Origin of the sequence: Mucilaginibacter pedocola, from assembly GCF_002013915.1 — a bacterium.
GTDB classification, from domain to species: domain Bacteria; phylum Bacteroidota; class Bacteroidia; order Sphingobacteriales; family Sphingobacteriaceae; genus Mucilaginibacter; species Mucilaginibacter pedocola.
Window position 1 is genome coordinate 484,955 of sequence record NZ_MBTF01000012.1, and the last position, 24,887, is coordinate 509,841.

Consider the following 24,887-nt stretch of genomic DNA (forward strand, 5'->3'; position numbering starts at 1 on the left):
GTACCACAAAAAGGCAGGCAGTTATCAGCAAACAGGGCAAATAATATAAGTTGAACTCAGTTTATAATGATTGTTAAAATAACAATTAATTTTTAGCTTTTGCAATCACAATTTTCACATTGGCAAGCGAGCTCGCCGGTACTTTCCACTTAGTGCCGGTACGCAGATATGACCGGATACTTAGCGGACGAAAAAAAATTGCAGCGCCCTCATAAAATCAATAACTTTCGGGCCTCTATTTAATGTTCGATGATCAGGAAAACAATCGCATCAGCCGCACTCTCCGTAATATTAAGCGCTACCTTAAACGCTCAAACCACTAAACTAACCAGCAAAGTAGATCCGTTCATAGGTTCTAAAGATCATGGGCACGTATTTGTAGGTGCCAATGTGCCTTTTGGTGCCGTGCAACTGGGCCCTACCCAAATTGGGCGCGGATGGGATAAGTTCAACGGCTGGGACTGGTGCTCAGGCTATAACTACATCAGCGAAGAAATACTGGGTTTCACGCATACCCACCTCAGCGGAACAGGCATTGGCGACCTTAACGATGTAATAATAGTACCCGCTAACGGCCCGCTGCAACTCTACCCTATGCAGTTTAACAAACCCAATACCGGTTACGGCTCGCTGTTCTCAAAAAAATCAGAAGTTTGCCAACCGGGCTTTTACGCGGCGCACTTGGATAAATACGATGTTGATGCCAAACTAACCGCAACAGAAAGAGTAGGCATACACCAGTACCACTACAATAAAACCGATAATGCGCATATCTTAGTCGACCTGGGATTTGCCATGAATTGGGATAGGCCGATAAAAACCTTCATCAAAAGGGTTAACGATTCTACCTTTACGGGTTACCGTTTCTCTACCGGTTGGTCTAAAGATCAGCGCTTGTACTTCTCTATCCGTACATCGCAACCTATTACAAAGGCGCAATTTTACAGCGATAGCACCTTGCTGAATACGGCACAAGCCGAGGGTTTACACGCTAAAGTAGCTTTGTTTTTTGATGCTGCCAAAAACCCGGATATGATGCTGCGCGTAGCCATATCGCCGGTTAGCGAGGAAAATGCACTGGCCAACATGAAAGCCGAAGCACCTGCAGGCACATTTGATAGCTTCCGCAAAAAAGCTGATGCTACCTGGGAAAAAGCACTGGACAGGGTAAAAATAGAAACCACCAACAAAGCCGACCAAACCGTTTTTTACACGGCGCTTTACCACATGTACTTTGGCCCCTCGTTGTTTAACGATGCCAATAACGATTACCGCGGCACCAACAAAGAGGTTTACAAGAATGCGGCGTTTAAGAATTATACCACCATGTCGTTATGGGATATATACCGCGGCTGGGCGCCATTCATGAGCATTACCCGCCCTACCCTGGTGAAAGATATTGTAAAATCGATGCTGGCTATTCATCAGCAACAGGGCCGCTTGCCGGTTTGGCCGCTGGTTGGCAGCGAGACTGATTGTATGGTAGGCAACCCGGCAATTATTATTATTGCTGATGCATTTGGCAAAGGGCTTATTGACCCTAAACAAGCCGAAGAAATTTACCAGGCCATGAAGCATACCGCTATGCGCGATTCATCGGGCTTGCAATACCTTCAAAAACTCAGCTACATACCTGCCGATAAAATGCACGAATCTGTTGCCTGGGCTATGGAGTATGCCATTGCCGATGGAGGCATAGCTAAAGTAGCAGCGCAGCTTGGTAAAAAAGCAGATGCCGAATACTTTACCAAACGCAGTAAATTATACCAATTGTATTACGATAAACAAGTGGGCTTTTTTAACGGCCGCTTAGCCAACGGGCAGTACCACCGCCCATTCGACCCGGTATTTTCTAAGCCGGAAACATCTGATTACACCGAGGGTAACGCATGGCAATACCTTTTCCTGGCACCGCAGGATGTACACGGCCTTATAAACTTACTTGGCGGCCAGCAAACCTTTACCAAAAGGCTGGATAGCTTATTTAGCATTTCATCAGAACTGCGCGAGGGTACAGCACCGGATGTAGCAGGTTTAATTGGCCAATACGCACATGGTAACGAACCAAGCCACCACATTGCCTACTTATACAACTACCTTGGCCAGCCCTGGAAAACTGCCGACCGCGTACGCGAGGTATTCGACAAGTTTTACTCCACCAAAACCGACGGGCTTCCGGGCAACGAAGATGTGGGGCAAATGAGTGCCTGGTATGCATTTAGCTCTCTGGGCCTATATTCGGTAAACCCAATGGAAGGAAAGTATGTGTTTGGCTCGCCTTTGTTTGATAAGGCCACGCTGAAATTGGAGAACAACAAAACCTTCACCATCACGGCAAAAAACAACAGCAGGCAAAATAAATACATCCAAAAAGTTGAATTAAATGGCAAGCCTTACCCCTACACCTATATTTTGCACAAAAAACTGGTAGCGGGCGGTAACCTGGTTTTCTACATGGGTTCAAAACCCGGCAAAACTTACGGCGTTGCTGCGGCATCACACCCATAGATAATGCCCCCAGCACAATTAAGTGTAACAGAAAGAGGCTGTCTCCTAAGTGCGAGAACAGCCTCTTTCTGTTATAGCGGGGAATTTAGGGTGTATACGAACTTACAGATATGTTAAATAAGCCTGCGCGGGCATACAAACATTGGTTACTTAGTTCAACACTGCTGCCCAGCCACCGTTGCGCACCATTTTGATGTTTAACTTATCACCGGCTTTAACCTGCATAGTTTTCTTACGGTAGTCCATTGCTTGTTTACCGGCGTTTATTCCATCTTCAAAATAGGTCATGGTGTAGGTTTTGCCTTTCTCTAAAAAGTCGAAATTCAGTTCTACATTCCTGGTTTGCTCTTTACCATTGGTTATGCCGCCTATAAACCATTGGGCACCTTTTCGTTTGGCCACAACTGCTAATTCGCCCACAGTAGCTGCTAATACTTTTGTATCGTCCCAGGTGGTGGGCACACTTGCGATAAAGCTTGTGCAATCGGGGTTGCGGTAATAAAGGGTGGGGTTATCGGCCAGCATTTGCAATCCGCTCTCAAATACTACATACAGTGCAAGCTGATAGGCCCTGGTACCTACCCCCGAGGCATTGGGCCGTGCGGCCCTGTTCACGTTAGGCTGCATATTGATCATGGCCCCCGGCGTAAAATCCATCGGGCCAACAGCATTCCGTATAAATGGCAGGTAAATACTGTTATCTGGCGTACAGCCGCCCATTTGTTCCAGCCCGCGAACGCCCTCGTACGAAAGGAGATTGGGGTATTTGTATTCTAAGCCCGATGGTTTGAACGCCCCATGATAATCAACGAAGATCTGGTTCTTAGCCGCTTCCTTAATTACGTTCTCATAAAAATTGACCATCCACTGATCGCTGCGATCCATAAAATCGATCTTAACCCCTTTAATGCCCCATTCGCGGAAGGTTTTGAAAAGATCCATATTGTTGTGCACGGTAAGCCAAGTGAGCCAGAGAATAATGTTCACATTCTTAGTTTTACCATAGCGGATCAGTTCTTTAACATCTACTTTCGGATTAGGCGTATAAGGGTCGGTAGTGCTTTTAGCCCAGCCTTCATCCATTACGATATATTTGATGCCGAATTTGGAAGCAAAGTCGATATAGTATTTATAAGTATCCAGGTTATAACCCGATACAAAGTTCACGTCATCGCCGTAAGGTGTAGCATCGTTCCACCATTCCCAGCTTGCCTGCCCGGGTTTTATCCAGGAGGGGTCCTGAATTTCGCTCTTGGAGGCAAGCCTCAGGGTCATGGTATTTTCTAAAAGCTGTTTATCATCTTTAGTGACAACAAAGTAGCGCCACGGGAAACTGCGGGTGCCCTTTGTTTTAGCGATATACTCCGCTGACTTTATGATATTCTGACTACGATCGCCATCCGGAACTGCTTCGAGAGGGGCTTTAGGAAAGGTGCCGAAAGCACCGCTTCCGGTGCCTTTTAAGAATATGCCGGGATAATCAGCTAAATCTGATTCGCTGACGAGGATCTTGTATTGATCTTTTGTATCTATCAACACCGGTAGATTAGCCATCTTATCGGCCTCTTTCCAGGCCGTAGAGGCAATATGCTGATATGGCTCCTCATAAGAGGTTTTAAAATCGCCATTGAGCTGAAAATGTAATAAATACTCCGATGGGAAATTGATGGAGATATCCTCGTTCATTACCTCCACGTCGCCTTTTTTGCCGGTTATAAAACGATAGGCGATACCATCATCGAAAGCGCGAAACTCTACGGAATAATCTCCTTTAAATTTAAGCAGCAGATCATTGTAGCTATTTTTCACATCGGCGAACTTCAATGTGATGTAAGGCTTTATTTGTTCATCAACCTTTGATCTTTTGGCGGAGATCAATTTAGGGTTTGCGCCGAGGGAGCCATTACCAAGCGTTAAGCCTAAATGGTTATTTGATAATAATTCGCGGTTGCCGCCGCTTACCGAATAGTAGATCTTGTCGCGCAAATTAATGGCCACTTTTACCTGCCCGTTGGGCGATACCAATTCTATGGGTTTGTTTTGCGCATACCCCTTTGTTGAAAACGCCAGAAATAAAAGCAACAACTTGAACACGTTATTTTTTAAAGTCATAATTTCAGTACTATCCTATTATTTTGTTACTATGGCTATGTTCCCACCCTGCTTAAACAGATCGTGTTTCACAAAATAGCCCTTTAATTTTTTCCCGTTCACGTTAACGGAGGTTATGGCACGGCCTTTTCCGGGTTTGGTAATGGTTATGAATTTGCCGTTACTGGTACGCCATTTTACCTCATCAAAAAGCGGTGCGGTTACAATATACTCGGGGTCGGTAGCGGAGAAGGGATATAAACCCAGCGAGCTAAATACATACCAGGCCGACATCTCACCGGCGTCATCCATACCACTAAGCTCCAAACCTTCGTCGCCTATGCCATAAAGATCATTCATGATATGGTCTAAGATCTTCTGCGACTTCTCGGGTTTATTGATGAATATGTATGCGAAAGGCGCCTCGTGGTCGGGCTGGTTGCCCTGGCAATACTGGCCTATCATGGTCTCTACGTTACGGGCTATGTAAGTAGGGTTCCAGGGCAGAGTGAACAACGAATCGAGTTTAGACTCGAAGCCTTTTGGACCGCCGTAAAGCTGAATTAAGCCCGGCATATCGTGCGGGGCGAAAAAGGATACCTGCCAGGCGTTGGCCTCCCGGTACATATATTCGTAATAGGGAAATTGCGGATTGAAAGGTTTTATCCATTCACCGTTCTCCAGCCGGCCACGCATAAAACGAGTGGCAGGGTCGAACATGTTTTTATAGTTTTTAGACCGTGCCATCAGGATGCGGTAATTAGCTGTATCGCCCAGTTTTTTTGCTATCTGTGCTACCGAATAATCATCATAAGAATATTCCAGTGTTTTAGATACTCCCGCTTTGGCCTTGGTTTCTACCTGAGGGTTGGGAATATCGGGGTCGGATATATAACCTTTCTCGATATACTCTTTAACGTACGGCCTTGCGCCGCCTTCAACATTCGCATTTCTGAGCAGTATTTGATAAGTCGCCTTTATATCGAAATCGTCAATTCCCCTGAGGTAGGCCCCGGCGATGGACGACGCACCATGGTCGCCATGAAAAAAGGTGGGAATAAAGCCCTTCTTCTCCCCCACATCCTTCATCGACTTGATCACATCAAGCGTAACCTGCGGGCTTACTAAACCCAACAGCACATCTTTATTACGGTAGGTATCCCATAACGAAGGCTCGGTATAGTAGTTAAAGCCGGTTTTTACCACGTTCTTCTTAGCATCTGTAAATTCGCCGTTCACATCGCTACGTAGGGCCGGCCATAAAAATGAGCGGTAAAGGCAGGAATAAAACATTTGTTTTTGCTTCGCCGTGCCGCCTTTTACCTGTATAGATGATAACAGTTTCTCCCAGGTTTGTGTAGCTGCCGAACGGATGGCCTCGAACGACTTCCCGCCTATTTCCGTCTCCAGGTTTTGCTTAGCGTTTTCGGCGCTTACGAATGATAAGCCAATTTTAAGTTCTACCGGTCCGGTACCGCCATCGGCCAAAGTAATAAGCGAATAACCGGTGCGCTTGCCTTCATCGGTATTAACCAACTTTGCGATCTTGGTATTCAGTACGGCGTAGAAGTATACATTTTCGCCACCCTGAAAACCCTCCACGGCGTTATCGCCAACTTGTTTTATATTCCAGGTTGATACGCGGCTGTTGGCCTTGCCCAGATCGAAGAGGACCTGCCTGTTGGTATTGTTTTGAAATTTATATTGATGATACCCGCTGCGCAAGGTAGAGGTTAGCCTCACGTCAACATGGTAATCATCCAGATACACCTGGTAAAAGCCCGGTGCCGAGCTTTCTTTTTTGTGAGAGAACCGCGAGCCAAACTTATCGCTTCCGCCCGAGACCGGAAGAATGGGGATGTTGCACAAATTCCAGTGCCCTTTATTTGTATGTGTAAAGCCTAAAATAACCGAATCTTCGTACTGGTAACCCGCGCCCGAACCGTAGGCCGTCATCGGGCTCAGCTGCACCATGGCATTGGGTACCGAGCTACCGGGGAAGGTTAAACCGGCCCACGAACGCCATCCCTTAGGCAATTCGTAACCCAGTATTTTGGGATCGTTAAGCGGGGCGGTGCCTATAAAAGTATTTACAAACTTTGTATAAACGGGTTTTGGCTGGCTTTTGGCCAGCGGTATCGCAACAAAAAACACGGCTGCAATACCTACAATTTTTCTGAGTGGACCTCTCATATTAATGTAGTTTAGCTATATGTATAATTAATTCTTTTGCACTTTATAAACGGTTCCTTTGGCGTTTGCCGGCCCCATCTCTTCGTTAGTGAGCATGTATAACTCACCGGCAGGGTCTTCGCCAAAACCCAGTATCCTGATGTTTTCCGGCAGGCCCTGTAATTTAACATCGCCCCGTTGCCAGGCTTTACCGGCCTTTTGCAAATAATAAACTTTGCCTACCCAATCAGCAAAAAGGTATTTGCGTTTTAGGGCTGTAACCGTTTTTCCGTTGTAAACATAACCGCCAATTACGCTTATCCCCTCTTTATGGCTGTAGGCGCTTATGGGCATGGTTATGCCTTTAATATCGCAGCCTGTTGCAGGACTGTAGCATTGCTCAGCCTCTACTATCTTCCAGCCATAGTTGGCACCTTTTGTAATAAGATCCACCTCTTCCCATTGGTCTTGCCCAACGTCGCCTGCAAACAATTGCCCGGTTAGTTTATCGAAAGACAAACGGTAAGGGTTGCGGAAGCCATAGGCCCATATCTCGGGCTTTCTATCGGCCTTACCTACAAACGGATTACTTTTCGGCACCAAATAACCGTTTGCGGTATTAACATCAACCCGCAGTATTTTACCCAACCAGGTATTTAAATTTTGCCCGTTGCCAAACTCACCGTGCTTATCGCCCTGGCCACCACCATCTCCCGACGAAATGTATAAATACCCATCGGGGCCGAACTGAATGCATCCACCGTTGTGGTTGCCTTCGGGTTCGTCGATACTCAGAATAACGCGGCCGCTACCCGGGTTAACCGATCCGTTAGCACTTAGCTTGTACTCAGCAACTACGCCCTTATGGTCTAAACCTTTGGCGGCCGGCGCGCTGTAAAACACGTAAAATTTTTTGTTCTGTTTAAATTTTGGATGAAGGGCAATACCGAGCAAACCACGCTCCTCGTAACCACCGTTCACCTTTATCATCTTATCCCTAAGGTCTAATAGTGGGTCGGCCAGCAGTTTGCCGTTTTTTATAACGCGTATAAACCCGGTTTGTTCAGTTACCCAAACATCGCCGTTCCCCGGAAAAGTGATAGCTGTTGGCGAATGTAAGCCATTAGCAATTACACTAACTTTTGCCGTAACTACCGGCATACCGGCGTCGCCACCGGTTGCGGCATTAGTAAAGGATAAGAATAGCAAGGCGGCAAAACCCAAAGAGAACAAGGTGCCGAACAGGACTGGCAAAGTGTTAAAACTGCTTCTAATTTTCATTCTGTGGTTTGTATTGGGTTTAGTTTTTATAGTATCAGTTGGTAAAATCGAACCAAAGCGTGCCGCTTACCGGCTTGCCATCGGCATGGTTCTTTTGGCTTTGCGGGCCCATTACATCTGCCGACTGGAATTTGGTGCCGATAGGTGCAATGGCCGTCATGAACCCTATGCTGCCATCGGGGAAGGCTGGCTCCACATTATTGTTGGATAATGCGGCCTGTTCCCTTGCCGGGCGGTACATTTGCAGGTATATGTTTTTATCGCTGGTATAAACCGTGAATGGAGCTTCTTTATTTTCGATAACCGCCCAGTTCAACTCGGCATGGTAGCCTTTAAACTCGGGATAGCCCCAGGTTTCGCCGGTTATGGTGTTGTTATATGCCTTGTGCCATACGCCGAATTGCTGCCCTTTTAAGCGGTTCTTCCACACACGGAAAGGGCCGCGCCCAAGCCATTTCAATCCGGTTACTTTTTCTTCGGGGTAATTAAAGGTGATGCCCATAAAGCTCACGTCGCCTTGTTGCGCGTAGTTGTATTCCAGCTTTACCGGTTGGCCGGGCGTAAAGGTCCATTTAATGTGTAGCGGTGCATCGCCCTCGTAATTGGCTTCCACAACATACCCGGCCTTATCCGCCTTGTGCGCGAATTGCTTTAACGAGGTATGAACACCCGCCAACACAGGTCCGCCCGAAAGCGAAACGGTACCCGCCGGTTTAACTACCTGTTGAATATAGCCTGTAGCTTTATCAAAATAATAGCTGACGCCATCGCATTTAACGGCTAACGAATTAGCGGTCTCGGTAATTTTTACTGCATCAGCATTTGCTGGTGCCGTGTTATTATGAGGTGCTACAGGCGACTGAATGGCCCAGCTCCAGGTGAATATTTCTTTTTTATCGGGACCATAAGCGCTCAGGTAAAGAGCATCATTTTGTTTCCATGAGGCGGGTAAGCCTAAGTTAAGTGCGCCTTTTTCGCCGGGTTTAAGGTTCAAAACTGCCGGGCTGCCTGCCGCTTGTACCACTGCTGCCGTAGTTTTGCTTTTTGCAGATGGGAATTTAACCAGCTTCCATTTAAAGCTGCACTGGTTAAAATTGGTAAAAGCATACCTGTTCTCTACGGGTATCTTCCCATCAAAGCTCTCATCAATTGGCTTAGCATCAATATACACCGGCGACCATATTTCTTTAATGGTATAAAAGCTTGCCTCCTTTTCTCTGTGCGGTCCAACAATACCATCGGGAGCATGGTTACCGTCGGCATCATAAGCACCATTCTTATCGGTACGGATGATAGCCTCATCTAAAAAAGCCCAGATAAAGCCGCCTGCACTATGAGGATGCTTCATGCTGGCCGCCCAAAAATCATCGAGGGCAGCTCCCGCACCGCCATCGTAAAGCCCGTGCATAAACTCGGTTGGGAAGAATACTTCCTGCCCGGTAGCTGCTGCTTTAACCATGTAGTTATAGTCGGGGTAATGCTTGGTATCGGTGCCGTTGAACTTTTCCCAGGGATGTATTACGGTGCGCTTCTGCGGATCGTAAAGGGCATAATCGTTATCCAGCCCTCGGTTCCATCCTCCCTCGTTACCGTTATCCCAAAAAACAATGGATGGGTGGTTCACATCGCGCAGCACCAATTCTTTTACCAGCTTGTGCCCTACAATGGTATCGTATTTTGCCTGCCAGCCGGTAAGTTCATCCAACACATAAAGCCCAATGGAGTCGCAAACGTTCAAAAACTCCTGATCGGGCGGGTAATGCGACATGCGTACCGCGTTGTTGTTCATCTCCTTCATCAAGCGGGCATCCATCAAATGAACGGACTTGCTTAGCGTACGCCCGGTTTCGGGCCAAAAGCTGTGGCGGTTGGTGCCCTTTAAGATCACTTTGGCACCATTAACATAAAAACCATCATTAACCCGCAATTCCACCGTACGGAAACCGAACTTTTGCTGAATGCGGTGAACTACCCCCTGCTTGTTTTTAATGCTGACGATGACCTTGTATAAATTAGGGAACTCGGCACTCCACAGTAAAGGCTTATTAAAATTGCCTTTCAATTGGAGGCTGTCGGCAGTTGGGTTGGCCTTAACTGTTATTGCTGCCCCCACATTTTGACCGTTCAGTTTTTGTACCTGCGCTGTAATGGTTTCGTTCCCTTTCAGGTTTCGGGCAAATACGTTCAGCAAAAAGGAGCCATCGGCTTTGGCGTTTATAGATGTACGATCGATAAAGGTTTCGGGTACTATCTCCAGGTAAACCGGGCGGAAAATACCGCCAAGCACCCAAAAATCGCTATTCCTTCTCTCCGCATCGTTTACAGATGAATTTGCTGATGTTTTATCAACCGTAACCTCCAGCAGGTTTTTGCCGCCGGGCTTAAGCAGATCGGTTACATCGTATTTGAAACGGTAAAAAGAGCCCTGGTGCACAGGCCCCGCTTGCTTACCATTTATAACAACCTTGGTATCGGTCATGGAGCCCTCAAAAACGATGAATACTTTTTTACCGGTCAAAGCCGGCGAAGCAAATTGAAATTTATAAAGCCCCTGCTCGTTGGCTTTCACTTTATCGTGCCCGTAATTGTAGGTACCAAAGCCTTGCTGCTCCCAGTTAGAAGGCACGGCAATTTTTGTCCAGCTGCCGCTCTTTCTGCCCTCGGTACAATAAAAATCCCATTGCACTGTATGGTCCTTATCTGTACCGGATAGGTATCTTGTAATGGTTTGTTGGGAAAATGCATCGGCGCAGGCCGATAACAACAATAGTTGCAGCAGTAGTTTTTTCATATTTATGGCAGGCGTTTGGTGGTAAATGTAAACAGGCGGAGCTGTTTAATACTCGTCAACTAAAACTACACAATAGGTTTTAAAACAAGCCAATAAAAAACTCACCGGCCTAATTTGTATTGATATTGTTGCTAACCGGCTTATCTAAAAAGCGCAGGCAGGGGGCTACGGGCCCTTGCGGCACGTACTGCGCCCCCCATCAGGCTTCTTCGAACCAATTTACCAACTAAATTGTCTTTTTACTTCTTTTTAGTAAGCTGCAGCTGGTAGCAAAAAGTAGTAGCAGCGGCATGCACCATATAAGGCTCCAATGGCCTTGGCCCGCAACCGTTAGAACCTACGCCTAACGTTTTGCTACTGATGCACAGTACGGTACCTTTGCTTTTCGGCAGATCTATTTTGTACTCTACCGGCGTCATTTCTTCATCGCTGTAAGGCAAGGCAGCTACCTGTAGCATCGAGTCTACCTTTTTTACACAAAGCCCCGGGCCTTTAGCCGAGTTTACGTTTGCCCAGCGTACGTCCTCGTGGTTACCGCATTCCATCGGTTTTTCGTACGGGGTTAGTTGTTGCGCAACGCTGCTGGCATAATGCCCTACATCAAAGCCGCTTTTACGGTCGGCATAATTTTCCATGGGGCCACGGCCCAGGTAATCGAACCGGTCCATATCCTTATCAAGGAACATACGTACCCCTATCCTGGCCAGTATCAACTTAGGGTCGGGGTTATCAAAGGTGATGTTGTTAACGGCAGTTATTAAACCATTGCCGTTAATTGTATAAACCGCTTTATGGTGAACTTTGAAATTTTGTTTCCCGGTACCGGTCAGGCGTACGCCTATCTCTACCACGTTGGCGGCTACCTGTTTTGCGTTCACGCTATCGGCAACCCAGGCAATGTTCTGCAGCCCGTATTTATCCCAGTTCTCATAGGCCCACATATCATCTTTTTGGTGCGGCGCACGCCACAAATGCAGCTTTGGCCCGCCATCGCCGCGCAGCATATTTTCGCCGCCCTTTTGTAGTTTGGTGAATGTGCCTTTTTCTTTATCGAAGCTGATATCAAAGTCGCTGCCTTTTATATCGATAATATTTTTCGACTGGCTAAGCGTCAAGCTACCGCCCTGCGACTTGTCTGTAACCGCAGGCACAGGTATTCCTAATGCAAATTGCTGCGAGGCTACCTCGAAACCTTTTTTGGCCCAAAGCTTATCTGCCCCCAGTTGGAACGACACGCGCACAAAATATTCTGCACCGGGTTTCGGTGTTATTTTATACGGAAGCTTAATTTCCTTTTCGGCAAACGGCGTAATTGAGCCTACCGTTAAATTACCTGATGCTATGTTTACGCCGTTCTCGCTTAACTCCCATTTGCCTGTAAAGCTGCTTAGGTTAGTAAACTGGTAGCGGTTTTTTACGCTGAAGGTTTGGCTTTTAATATCCTTGGCTTTAATGGTTATCCACTGGTAAGCATGCTTTAACTCCGGGAAATGAGGCTTGGGCGACCTATCAGAAAATACGACGCCTTTATGAATAAAATAACGGTCGTTAGGGTACTCGCCAAAACCGCCGCCAAAGGCCGTAATGGGATGTTTGGGGTCGCGGTTATTGTATATCCCCTGATCTTGCCATTCCCATATAGCGCCGCCCAGCAGGGCCGGGTACTTATCGAACAGTTCGTTGTAAATATCTACCGAACCCATTGAATTGAACATGGCGTGCGCATATTCGCACAAATAGAAAGGCTTGGTAAGTTTAGTATCCAGCGCAGCATTTTCAAGGCTTTTTACGTTGGTGTACATCTGGCTATCCATATCGGCGGGGTTGCGGTCGTTGCCTGTACCGAAGCCTTCGTAATGCGAAGGCCTTGTAGGGTCAATTTCTTTTATAGCTTTCAGCGCCGCCCTAAAGTTGCCGCCGCCACTGCCATTCTCATTACCTAAAGACCATATCACAACCGAGGGATGGTTTTTGAAGTTTTCGGTATTGGCTACGTTACGGTCAACAATGGCAGCTTTAATACGCGGTTCATCGTTAAATTCATTCATGGCGCCATGGCACTCTACGTTAGCCTCGGCAACCAGATAGATGCCGTAAAGGTCGCACAGCTCGTACCAGCGCGGATCGTCGGAATAGTGGCAGGTACGCACATGGTTGCTGTTGGTTTGTTTTATCAGTACCAGGTCGCGTATCATTTGCGCTTCGGTAACGGCGTGACCGTCGTCAGGCCAGTTTTCGTGGCGGTTCACACCTTTTAGCTTTATCGGCACGCCATTTACCAAAAACAAACGCCCTTTTATCTCGATCTCGCGGATACCGGTGCGCGAGGATAGCGTTTCCAGGGTTTTAGCCCCATCTTTTATATTAATAACTGTGGTATAAAGTTTAGGTGTTTCTGCGGTCCATTTTTGCGGGTTATTTACATGGAAGGTAGCATCTACCACAACCTCCTCGCCGGGTTTTAACGCCGGGATGGCCTTTTTGGCAACCGCACCCGGTACCAGCACCGCACCGTTAAATAAGCAAACTTCCAGTTCGCGGGCTTTTACTATTACCGTACCGTAATTTTTCACTTTGGCGGTAACCGTTACATCAGCATTTTTGTATTGATCATCAAGGTCGGTTTTAATAAAATAGTCCCTGATGTGTTGTTGCGGGCTACTCCACAGCGTTACATTGCGGAAGATACCGCTCAGGCGCCACATATCCTGGTCTTCCAGGTAACTGCCCGATGTAAAACGATACACCTCTACGGCAAGCGTGTTCTTGCCCGGTTTTACATATTTGGTCAGGTCGAATTCGGCAGCGTTGCGGCTGTTTACGCTGTAACCTACTTTTTTGCCATTCACCCATATGAAAAAGCCTGCATCTACCCCATCAAAAGTGATGAATATGCGGCGGCCGCTCCAGTCTGCCGGCACCGTAAAATCTCTGCGGTAACTGCCCACCGGGTTGCGCTCTTTGTAAGCCGTGAACTTTTCGGGCGGGGTGCTCATTATGCGCGGGAAATCTTTCTGAAAGATGAAATTAAAATTGCTGTAATAAGGCGTTCCGTAACCCTCTACCTGAAAATTCGATGGCACTTTAATATCCTTCCACTTAGATACATCGTAATCCGGTTTGTAAAAATTCACCGGGCGTTTCTGCGGCCAGTCTACCCAATTAAACTTCCACAAGCCGTTTAAGCTACGGCTGAACGAAGATGCGCCACGGTTAGCGGCCAGTGCTTCCTTCAGGCTGCCATAGGGCATCAGCGTAGCATGGCTGGCCTCTTTGTTTATGCCGATATTCTCGGGGTCTTCTATTTCTTTCGGCACAGATGCGGTGTCATTCTTCGAAAGGAAGTTTTCCGCGTCCTGCTGCGCCGAACTTGTTCTGTAGCTAAAAACAAAAAACAAGCCTAATAAAGCACAGGCCGTTTTTTTACCAAATAAGGTTTTATTCATATATCGTTATCATAAATTAAAATGCCGAGGGTGCGCGTGCATTGGCTGCGCACTACGGCAAAGGACTATAATTTTTGGCCCGGCAAATTGCCAATACATGCATATTTATTGGCGTAGCGTGCTGTAAATGGCCGTTTATTGCTATTTGGAAAGAGAAATGTATGCTGTGCATAAGCTTCTTTCACCTACCGTTGTTGTTTGCGCGCGCTTACTTTATCAACCACCCAGTTGCCTACCTTGTTGCCCTGCAAAACGCCGTTATCAATAGCATCCATAAAGTGAATACCGCCCCAAAAACGCGAGATGGCAGCCTCTTTTGCGGCCTGTGTAAACGAGTTGAATTGCCTTGGCGGTACGCCAAATGTTGTTTCTACATCATCAGTATAACTAAAGTTATTACCGAAGTAATGCGTGAGTATAACAGCCGAAGTGGAAGAAATTACCGAATGCCCGCTGATATATTCGGGGAAGGGCGGGGTTTGCAGCAGGGGCTTCCAATGCGGATCGATATACCTGCGGATGGCAGTTTCGGGGCGGATGCGGTTGGTGCGGTACTTATCGTCCCAGCAGCAAATAAAGGCATCCATCAGGCCGATGGCCACTGCAGTGTTCACTTCAATGGTTTTGGCGAAGCTTGCGTTCGATCTTTTGCAGGCGATGGCAGTTATCCCCATCCAATGCGCACCGGGCGATATTTTTTTGAGGCCGATAAGCATATGCCCGTCGTTTTGCACGGCGAAAGGGTTACAATCCCAAAAATTGGCCACATCTTTTTCCTGCTGCGTAAGCCTATCGCCACTTTTATTGTAATTCATCTGCAGGAATTTGTAGAACGCCGAATTTTTGTCGGTAGAAAAAGGTATCGGCTCATCGGGCACAAATTGCGAGGCAGAATCGACCGCCAAAGTGCGCACCGTGTTAAAATAAGGCTCAACGGGCACCATGTAAGCCGGCGGGGTTAGGTCCCAACTGCCGGGAGTGGTTTTAAGCTTATAACGCGGATAGTTATTTATTTTACGGTACCCGTCCGCCTTGGCATAAGCTAATATCTGCTTGCTGATGAACTGCGCATAATTTTGCGAACTATCTATTACTTCATCATCGAAGCCTATCTTACGGCACGAATCTAAAAACGTATCCTTGTATTTAGTCATCAAAGTACCTGATGGTTGCAGTTTGGCGGCTGTTAGGTACATGGCCAGTACGGCGCTCAATTGCGTGTCGTATTTGTCATTCTTCCCGGGCTTACTTATAGTGGGATATTGGTTCAAAACGGCATGCATGCTTTTTACCTGCTTATCGTTTTGCGCCATTACTTCGTAACCCGCCAGGCAGGTGTAGGCAAAAAAGCGGGAGGCCAGCGGCGGGTTGGTAACATCATGCACCATTACATCCGTCATGCGGGCTATTACCTTGCTAATATCCGTGTCGCGCAATACCGGCTGCCGCTTGTTTTCGGCACAGCGTACTACCAGCAACAGGCTTATTATCGTTAATATGGTTATCAGGCCCTTTCTCATTTTCCTTGTTGTTTATAGGCTTTTATACTGCCTTTATCCATACTAAAAAGCAATTGATCATTAAGCGGCAGCACCGCCCTTACATCGCCCCATAAATTAAAACCCGACCGCTGCTGACCCACATACGCGAAGCCGCCCTTGCCATCGCCAACCAGCAGCACGCCATAGTTAGCATCGTATTTACCAAAGCGTATGCGGCTATGGTTGCTGTTGCCACACAAAAGCAAGTCGGTATTACCGTCGTGGTTAAGATCAGCCACGGTGATGGTATGCACCGGCGCATATTGAGCCTGAAGCGGTAATTTAGTTTGGTGTAGTTTACCGCTTGCGTTGCTGATGAAAAGGTTTGTTGCCAAATGGGTTGCGCTAAGGTGTTTGGCATCCTTCAGTTCTTCGGGAGTAAAAACTTTATCCAAAGTGGCATCGGCATAACTTTTATAATCAGGGAAACGTGTGCGCATCATGCTAATCTGGTCGAGCAGTTCATCGCGGGTTACATAAGGATAGGTTTGGTGTTGGATGTACATGCACAGGATGGGATCCACAGAGCCGTTATCATCAAAATCTTTATAAAGCATTTCTATGGGTTCGGCATCGCTTGCCCGGCACTGGCTGTTGAGGCCCAGGTTGCCCGCAATAATATCCGGGCGGCCATCGTGGTTAAGGTCGGCAACGCTCAAGCTGTTCCACCAGCCGCTGTATTTTTTATCAAAGTATTTCAGCGTGGCATCCACCAGTTTACCGTTGACGTTCTCAAAAACGCATATCGGCATCCACTCGCCTGCCAAAATAAGGTCAGGCTTTTTATCGCCATTCATATCTGCCCAGGTGGCATCGGTTACCATTCCTATGTTTTTCAGCGCGGGGTTGTATCGTGCGGTAACATCAGTAAAATGCCCTTTACCGTCGTTTATCAATAGATAACTTTCGGGTGTTTCGGGGTAACGGCCGGGTATTACTCTGCCGCCTACAAACAAGTCGGCAAAGCCATCGCCGTTTATATCGGCAGCCTTTACACAACTTTTGCTGCTCAGCATTGCGGGCAGGGCTTGTTTTGCTTTGGTAAAATTGCCTTTACCATCGTTAAGGTATAACCTGTCCTGCAGTTTTGGGTCGTCGGGCAACAAATCGGCGTAGCCACCCGAAGCCACGTATAGGTCGGCTTTACCATCGCCGTTGGCATCAAAAAATATCGCGGCGGCATCGGTACAGGCTTTATCTGCATCGAAGGCCGCGTTGGGCTTTCTAATGAATTTGCCGCCTTTTTGCTGCAAATACAAAGTGGCCGCTACGCCATCGTGCCCACCCAAGTAAACATCTTCTAAACCATCGCCGTTCACATCGCCTTTTGCCAGGCAGGAGCCGGCGAACGATATAGAATTGGCCATTAGCGGCTGGCGCTTAAAATCGTTATTGGTATCCTCACTTCCGCCGGAGGAGATGGGCGAAGTTACCTCAGTAAAAATTGGTTTCTGTAATATTTTCGGGGCGCTTATTAAAGCAGCATCTTTTTCATTTAACGTGATAGTTTGGTCGGCTTTTATATTTTTTAGTAATTGCGATGCACCCCGCTGCCATGTTATTCGTAACGAGTCTGCCTCCTTATCTTTCCCCAGCCCAAAGTGCAAAACAGGCGATACACCCGATTGGAAACCGCGCGTAGGCATCTGCTCCAGGTATTGCGTTTTGTTGCCTTTATAAAGGATGAGCTTTGCGCCTATTCCCTGTGTATTGGCATCGCTGCCATTTAGTTTGATTGATAAGTAGTGGTTATTGCTTTGCTTGTCAGCCCGGTTTTGGTATACAAAGGCAGGTTGGTTTATGTTGTTCACCACCAGGTCCAGATCGCCATCGTTGTCCAGGTCGGCGTAGGCGGCACCGTTGCTGTTAGATGTTTGGCTGATGCCCCAGCCGGCGCTGGTATTGGTAAAATTGGCGTCCCCGTTGTTCCTAAAAAAGTAGCTCTTCATTTCTGAGGACGGCATCTGGCTCACAATGTTCAGCAGGTCCTCGCGCATCACATTGCGGTTGCGCAGGTTATCGCCCATGTATTTCAGGAAATCCATATTGGTGTAATCGCGCGTGTAACCGTTAGTCACAAAAAGGTCTTTCCAGCCATCGTTATCATAGTCGGCAAATAAAGGCGCCCAGCTCCAATCGGTATTAGAGATGCCCGCCATTTGGCCAACCTCGCTAAAAGTATTGTTGCCATTATTGATGTGCAGCATATTGCGCATATACTGATAGTAAAACCCCACGCGCAGGTTAAGGTCGAAGGCGTCGTAATTATCCGCCCCGAATAGCAATTTCTGCCGTTTGTTATCCTCGGGCAGCATATCCAGCGTGTAGATATCGGGTTTGCCATCGTTATTGATATCGGCAACATCGTTACCCATCGAGTAAAAAGAAGTGTGCCCTATCTGTTTCTGCAGTTGGTCGGTATAGCCCCCCCTGCCGTTATTAATGTACAGCCTGTCGGGCGCGCTATAATCGTTCGATACGTAAATATCCGGCCAGCCATCGCCGTTGATATCGGCAATACCCGCTGCCAACCCGTAGGAGAACGAGGTGTTGATGATGCCCGCCTTTGCTGTGATATCATCAAAATGTCCTTTGTTGTTTTGCAACAGCCGTATACCCGCTTCGGCATCCGGTTTGCCCATCATCTCTTTTACCGATATATCATCTACGTTGCTGATGCGGGCGGGGTTATGGTTAACAAGCAACAGGTCCAGGTCGCCATCGCGGTCGTGGTCAAAAAAATAAGCTTGCGTACTGTAGGATGGGAAAGCCAGCCCATATTCTGCAGCCATATCCTTAAAAAGCGGTACGCCCCTGCTATTGTTACCCTGGTTTATCAGCAATTGGTTAATGCGCTTTTCGCCCCGCAGCTTGCCCGAGTAACATATATAGATATCAAGCTTGCCATCGCCATTTACATCGGCTATGCTCACCCCCGTTTTCCATGGGCCGGGGCGGCCCGCTGCACCTGCTTCGGCGGTAATATCATCAAATCGCATTTGGCCGCGGTTGAGGTACAACTTATTATCCACCATATTGCCGGTGAAATAAACATCCTGCAAGCCATCGTTATTCAGGTCGCCAATAGCTACGCCGCCGCCGTTATAAAAGTACTCGTACATCAGCACGTTGGTATTCAGCCCTTCGGTTAGTGTGTTGCTAAAGTCAATGTGCGTTTGCGCTGCAGGCAGCAGTTTAAACAAAGTATCTGTTGCCTGGCCCGATGCACCACCCGTACCGGCGGAGCCGCAGCCCGTGGCCAATATGGCTGCCAACAGCGCGGGGATGGACAATAGGTGTATGCTGTGCTTTAGTCTCATTTCAATAAGTTTAATAATTAGGGGTATGATCTGCACAAAACTTCAAAAACGAAAAAATCACAGCCCCGGCAAAGCCGCGAGCTGTGATAAAACAACCGGTTCAAGTGGATCAGTAACCGGGGTTTTGTACCAGTTTAGAGTTTTTGGTCAAAACATCTGCAGGTATAGGTAACCAGTTCATGTAGTCGGAATACTTGTTTTGGAAACCGGCAACCGGGGTGTACACCAAACTGCCATCGGTACCGGTTATCTTCATACCCATCATTGGTTTGGTTAAAACGGCGTCACCTTTAGTGGTAATTTCCCACCTGCGGATATCGTACCAGCGCCTGTCTTCAAAGGCAAGCTCTACGTGGCGCTCCCTGCGGATAGTTGCCCGCATAGTAGCCTGTGACATGCCGGGGGTAAGCGCGGGTAATAAAACACGCGCCCTAACCTGCTTCATAGCATCGTAAACGCTTGCATCGGGGCCAACGGCCTCATTTTGTGCCTCGGCATAGCTTAACAATGTTTCGGCATAACGGTAAAATATGTAGTTAGAGGTATTGATAGCACCAAAGCTGGCCTGCCCTTTAATAGATTCGTCCAGTGTTTTACGGCCATAATAGCCTGTATTTGAAATATCACCCGCCGAACCAAGGTCGATAGCGTTGTTACCGCCCACCCTGGTGGTGATCAGGTACCCCTGCCAGTAAGAGCCATCGTAAATAATAGATTGCTCGAACCTCGAACTCCTGTGCATATAAGGATGTTGCGGATCGTAACCAGATGCCGGATCGGTTATTGGCAAACCGTTATCCATATCATAATCATCAACCAGGGTTTGCGTAGGCGAAAAACCTCCCCAAGCCTGCGTGCCGCCGTTAACCACAACGGGGCCCATAAAGCCTTCTCTCCTGTGGCCTTTGCTTGGCATGGCATAACCACGAGCCATAATGGTTTCAGAGTTCCAGTTGTTTATCGCTAAAAACTGGTCGCGGTAAGCGGTAGATGTAGTACCCGAACCTGTGGTAGAGTTGATAGCCAAAGGACCCGGGCCAGTAGTAGGCCCGTTCGAAGTCTTGAACAGGCTGTACACGTTCAGATCTGTTATGGCCTTAAAAGTAGCGGCAGCCTTTGCCCATTTGGCAGCATCGTTGGCTTTATTAACCAAAGGGCTGGCAGCAAATAGCTGCACGTCGCCTTTTATCATCAAAGCGGCGCCTTTTGTCATCCTGCCGGTATTTGCACCGGTTTGTGTGGTAGGCAAAACTGCAGCCGCCGCATCGCACTCTGCTTCTATAAAGGCAACCGTTTGCTCAATTGTAGATCGGGGATATAAAATATCGCTTCCATCTAAATTATTCAAAGGCGTAGTGATGATGGGCACGCCGCCATAATTCCTAAATAAGATGGAGTAGAAGAACGCTCTAAGGGTTCTTACCTCTGCAACGCGCTGGGCATACCAGGTAGCATCGTAGGCGGCTTTGTTGGCCTCGCCTTCTTTCAAAAACACATTGCATCTTCTTATCTGCTCAAAATTGCGCACCCAGCCTAATTGGCCCGAAGGCCCGTCGGTAGAGTTGCCTGCGCTAAGGCCGTTATTGCGTATTACGGCCTGCCCGGTGTGGCCCGTTGCTGTACAGTTATTGTTATCTGTCCAGCCTTCAAGGGTTTGGTCGGTCGCGTTATTACCATCGGGCAAACGATCGTATATATCGTTTATAAAAAGGTTGGCGTTGGCCTGTGTTTCAAAGGTCGACTTGCTGGTTAACGTACCGCTTGCAGGTACATCCAGAAAGTTATCTTTTTTACAAGCACCAGTACTTACAACCAGCACAGCCAAAAAGATCTTTGCTATATTTTTACTGTATTTAAATTTCATGTTCTTAAAGTTTAAAAGGTTGCATTAAGTCCGAACGTTATTACTTTTTGCTGGAAGTAATTCTGGAAATTCCCGGAGTTCTCAGGGTCTATCTTCTCTTTCATCCATGGGGTCCATAAAAACAGGTTTTGGCCCGCGGTGTATATCCTCAGCGAACTGAAGGCCTTGCCTAACAAGTTTTTAGAGAAAGTGTACCCCAGCTCTGCACTCTTCAGGCGGATGTATGAGTTATTCCTCATCCAATGTGTTGAGAACTGCGTGTTATTTGCACTTGGCGTAGCCTGTATGCGCGGATAGGTAGCGTTTGGCGTAGAGGGTGTCCAATGGTCAAGATACACTGCCTGGCTTGCAGAACCCGACTCGTTGAACGGGAACGAGAAAAAGCCGCCAAGTTGAAGGTTACTTCTGGCAGTACCCTGGAAAAGCAGATCCAAGTCGAAGTTTTTGTAAGTGATGTGCGGCGCAAGTGAATAAATAATTTGCGGCACTTCGGGGTTACCTATATCTGTTCTGTCATTCGCATCAACCTTACCATCGGGCTTGCCATCAAAAGAAGCACTGTTTATGTCGGCATATTTTATATCGCCCGGCTTAACGGCTCCGTAGTTAGGCACAGGTATGCCCGGTTTTAAAGTTAGGCTTTTAAGCGTGGGGTCAACAAAATCGTCGATAGTGTAATAACCCTCAGAGATCAAACCGAACTGCTCACCCAATGGGCGGCCTGTTTCCCTCCTGTTAGGGTTGTTGAATGTAGAAGCGTTCTCAAACTTCTGTATAACCTTGCTCTTTGCAAAGGTGAAAGTGCCTCGTACATCTAAACGCAAGCCATTCTCGAATTGCTTGAACGTTGAAAGCGTTAGGTCGACACCCTGGTTAGATAATATACCACCGTTTACCTGGCCTAAAGTAACACCATACTCCGACGGTATAACGCCCGACTGGTTAACCAGGAAGTTAGAGCGTTTCTCGTAAAAGTAATCAGCCTCTATACCTAAAGCGCCATTCCAGAAAGTACCTTCGATACCAACGTCTGTTTTCTTAGCTCTTTCCCATGTAATGGCAGGGTTACCCTGTAAGTTTTCCGATACGCCTTGTGTTGTGCTATTGCCAAGTACAGCAGAGTTGGCATTAACACCAAACTGGCTTAAATATTGGTACTGGCCACCGTTAGGATAGTTACCCACCTGGCCGTATGAGGCACGAAGCTTTAAGTTATCTATCCAGCTAAAATTATTTTTGATGAATTTCTCTTCGGATAAGCGCCATGCAACCGAGAACGCCGGGAAGAAACCAAAACGGTGCCCCGGAGCAAACACGTAACTACCATCGTAACGGCCTGCGGCTTCTGCAAAATATTTGCCTGCATAGCCGTAAATAAACTTGTATACATAGCCCAGTTGCTTTTGGCCACCCGAAGAACCACCAACACGTGAATCTGCAGGGGCTGTACCACCATAATCCAACTCATCAAAGCTCAGGTCATAGTTTACGCGTTCTGCATAAAAGCTCTGCCATCTTACCTTGCGGTACTCTGTTACAAAAAGGCCTGTAATTTCGCTTTTACCAAAAGTGTTATTGTAATTTAATATACCCTGATAGGTGGTCATCACGTTCTCGCTGGATGTTTGCCTGAACAGCGGCTTGGCCTGCCCCTGGTAGCTTATAGGATACAGGTAATCTACACCCGGGCCGTATTGCGTAACACCCGGAGGCAACTGTACAGTAGCAAAAGCAATAGGTTTGTCGTATTTACGGGTAATGGTATTCTGAACCGGGCTAAAACCCAACGGATCGGGCCCTTTATCGTAACTCACTATACCTTTTACGCTTAAACCTTTGATCGGTAATTTCTGATCAATAGATAACTGCGTTAACAAGGCGTTATTTTTATTGAGTTGATAGCCGCTATCGTAGATCTCGCCGTATAACGATTGGCCAATGTAAGCCGCTGCTAAGCCATTGCTGTAGCGCACAGGGCTAATTGGCGGCTGCCTGTATGCCTGCCTGAATATGGTACCGGCTCCCTGAGCAGGGTAATGCTGGTCTTCCTGATACCCGTTTACTTTAAGATCTACCGTGGTTGACTGTGTAGCCTTAGCCGTTAAACCCAACGACCCGTTAAATTTATTAACGTAAGTGGTACGCCACATACCATCTTGCCGGTTATAGCCAACAGAGGCAAAGTACTTAATGTCATCGGTACCACCCGATAACGTTAAGTTGTGGTATTGCATCGGCGAGTTTTTGCGGATGATACCTTCAAGCGGCTGCACATTGGCGTGCCCGTCGGGGTCCTGTCCGTTGCCGTATAACTCAATATCCCGCTCGGTATACGGCAGGTTAACGGTTGCGCCTATAGCAGCATCGTTAACGGCGGCTTCATTCTTCAGCCTGGCGTATTGCACGGCATCAACAAATTTGGGAATGATGGTAGGGTTCTGAAAACCGTAGTACCCATTATAAGTTAATTGAGGCTTACCCGATTTACCTTGCTTTGTGGTAATGAGTATTACACCGTTAGCACCGGCCACACCATAAGGGGCTACCGCGGCAGCATCTTTTAATACCGTTAAAGTAGCAATCGAGTTAGGGTCTAAACGGCTAAAATCGCGTGGTACACCATCAACAATAGTAAGGGCACCTGTACGGCCGGTGGTGGCAGCACCCCTTATGGTGATTTGCGAAGCATCCTGTCCGGGTTCGCCGTTACCCTGGCGTGCTATGATACCAGATACACGGCCAACCAGCGAGTTGGTTAAGTTTACCACCGGTTTTTGTGCTATATCCTTTACCGCCAGCGTTGATACTGCCGACGTGGTAGATGTTTTCTTTTGCGTACCGTAACCTACAACAACTACCTCGTTTAGGTTTTTGGAGGCCGATCGCAGGCTAACGTTAATACTTGTTTTGCCGCCTACCGAAACTTCCGCAGCGTCGTAACCTATGTACGAAAACACAAGCACTGCATTATCATCTGCCTGTATGGTGAAGTTACCATTAAGGTCGGTAACGGTGGCAATTGCCGTGCCTTTTACTTTTACCGAAACACCCGGCAGGCTTTGCCCGTCGGCTTGGTCGGTAACCTTGCCTTTTATAGTTACTACATTTTGTTTGGCTGCCTTAATAACCGCATAAGGGTGGTTATTGGCGGCGCCGATTAAATTGTTAGCAGAACTTAGGCCGGGGAAAAGTAAAAGAGCAATACTGCCCAGGTAAAACTGGGGCTTTATAACAATAGATTTTTTTTTGAGTAAAGTCTTTTTCATAATTAAACTTTTAATTACACATAATTAGAGGTTGATTTAATGGAGGTTAATAGGTTTTTGTCTGTTTCTTAGCAATTGCGTTTTTAGGTTTATACTTGGTTTGTTATTGGTTTACATGTGTGGCCGCGCCGCAGCTTTTACAATGGCGTGGGCATTACATTACCGGTTAGGCCGGTAAATGGTACGTTAAGCATTGTTGGCAAAAGCCGCAGTTTTATGCGTTATTCAGTTCAGTAATTGGCTGGTACAAAAGACTTGCTTAATTGAGGCGGGAGGTTGCCACAGCATACATACTTTTTGACATATAATACATATCAGGCCTTCCCTTCAGAAAAAGGATGAGGCGATGCTAACCGCGAGAAATTATAGTATATAGCAGCATTAGAACATGCGCGGGTTAAAGCGCCATGCTTGCTCCATTGAAATGCTTTGCCAAATTGTACATATTAGTTGGCCTGCCGTACATTTAATAATTGTACATTGCTGTTATCCGGCATATAAAACCATTTTTGTTATTGTTTAAAAACATGCGGGTATTTTCTTCTGTAATTGCCTGCTCACCAATTATTAAACCGGTATATTATAGGCCTGCAGCGTTACACGCCAC

10 protein-coding genes are annotated in these 24,887 nt (G+C 47.2%); 1 reads left to right on the forward strand and 9 read right to left on the reverse strand.

The features are described from left to right. The first annotated feature begins 249 nt into the window (after positions 1–249). Positions 250–2,508: a GH92 family glycosyl hydrolase gene (locus BC343_RS14480; protein ID WP_078348501.1), complete on the forward strand. Its 2,259-nt coding sequence runs from the start codon at positions 250–252 to the stop codon at positions 2,506–2,508. 150 nt (positions 2,509–2,658) lie between these two features. Here BC343_RS14480 and BC343_RS14485 read toward each other — a convergent pair whose 3' ends face one another. From BC343_RS14485 to BC343_RS14525, 9 genes are all read right to left on the reverse strand, one after another. Continuing rightward, positions 2,659–4,620, reverse strand: coding sequence for a glycoside hydrolase family 97 protein (locus BC343_RS14485; protein ID WP_078348502.1), 1,962 nt, complete (start codon positions 4,618–4,620; stop codon positions 2,659–2,661). Between the two features lie 18 nt (positions 4,621–4,638). Continuing rightward, on the reverse strand, positions 4,639–6,792 hold the full coding sequence (locus BC343_RS14490) for a GH92 family glycosyl hydrolase (RefSeq protein WP_078348503.1): 2,154 nt from the start codon (positions 6,790–6,792) through the stop codon (positions 4,639–4,641). A 27-nt stretch (positions 6,793–6,819) separates the two neighbouring features. Continuing rightward, positions 6,820–8,052 carry a PQQ-dependent sugar dehydrogenase gene (locus BC343_RS14495; protein WP_238381776.1) on the reverse strand — a complete coding sequence of 411 codons (1,233 nt, stop codon included), beginning with the start codon at positions 8,050–8,052 and terminating at the stop codon, positions 6,820–6,822. Between the two features lie 34 nt (positions 8,053–8,086). Beyond that, the gene (locus BC343_RS14500; protein WP_078348504.1) at positions 8,087–10,843 is read right to left on the reverse strand and encodes a glycoside hydrolase family 2 TIM barrel-domain containing protein; all 2,757 of its coding nucleotides are present in this window, start codon (positions 10,841–10,843) and stop codon (positions 8,087–8,089) included. A gap of 239 nt (positions 10,844–11,082) precedes the next feature. Then, the gene (locus tag BC343_RS14505; RefSeq protein ID WP_078348505.1) at positions 11,083–14,289 is read right to left on the reverse strand and encodes a glycoside hydrolase family 2 TIM barrel-domain containing protein; all 3,207 of its coding nucleotides are present in this window, start codon (positions 14,287–14,289) and stop codon (positions 11,083–11,085) included. A 185-nt stretch (positions 14,290–14,474) separates the two neighbouring features. Next, a complete protein-coding gene (locus BC343_RS14510) occupies positions 14,475–15,809 on the reverse strand; it encodes a vanadium-dependent haloperoxidase (protein ID WP_078348506.1) in 1,335 nt (444 codons plus the stop codon). After that, positions 15,806–19,150, reverse strand: a complete 3,345-nt coding sequence (locus tag BC343_RS14515) for a VCBS repeat-containing protein (protein WP_078348507.1) — start codon at positions 19,148–19,150, stop codon at positions 15,806–15,808. Before BC343_RS14515 ends, BC343_RS14510 begins: the two co-directional genes overlap by 4 nt. Before the next feature lie 109 nt (positions 19,151–19,259). Further along, positions 19,260–21,014 carry a RagB/SusD family nutrient uptake outer membrane protein gene (locus BC343_RS14520; protein WP_078348508.1) on the reverse strand — a complete coding sequence of 585 codons (1,755 nt, stop codon included), beginning with the start codon at positions 21,012–21,014 and terminating at the stop codon, positions 19,260–19,262. An 11-nt stretch (positions 21,015–21,025) separates the two neighbouring features. Next, the gene (locus BC343_RS14525) at positions 21,026–24,280 is read right to left on the reverse strand and encodes a SusC/RagA family TonB-linked outer membrane protein (protein WP_078348509.1); all 3,255 of its coding nucleotides are present in this window, start codon (positions 24,278–24,280) and stop codon (positions 21,026–21,028) included. Positions 24,281–24,887 lie beyond the last annotated feature (607 nt).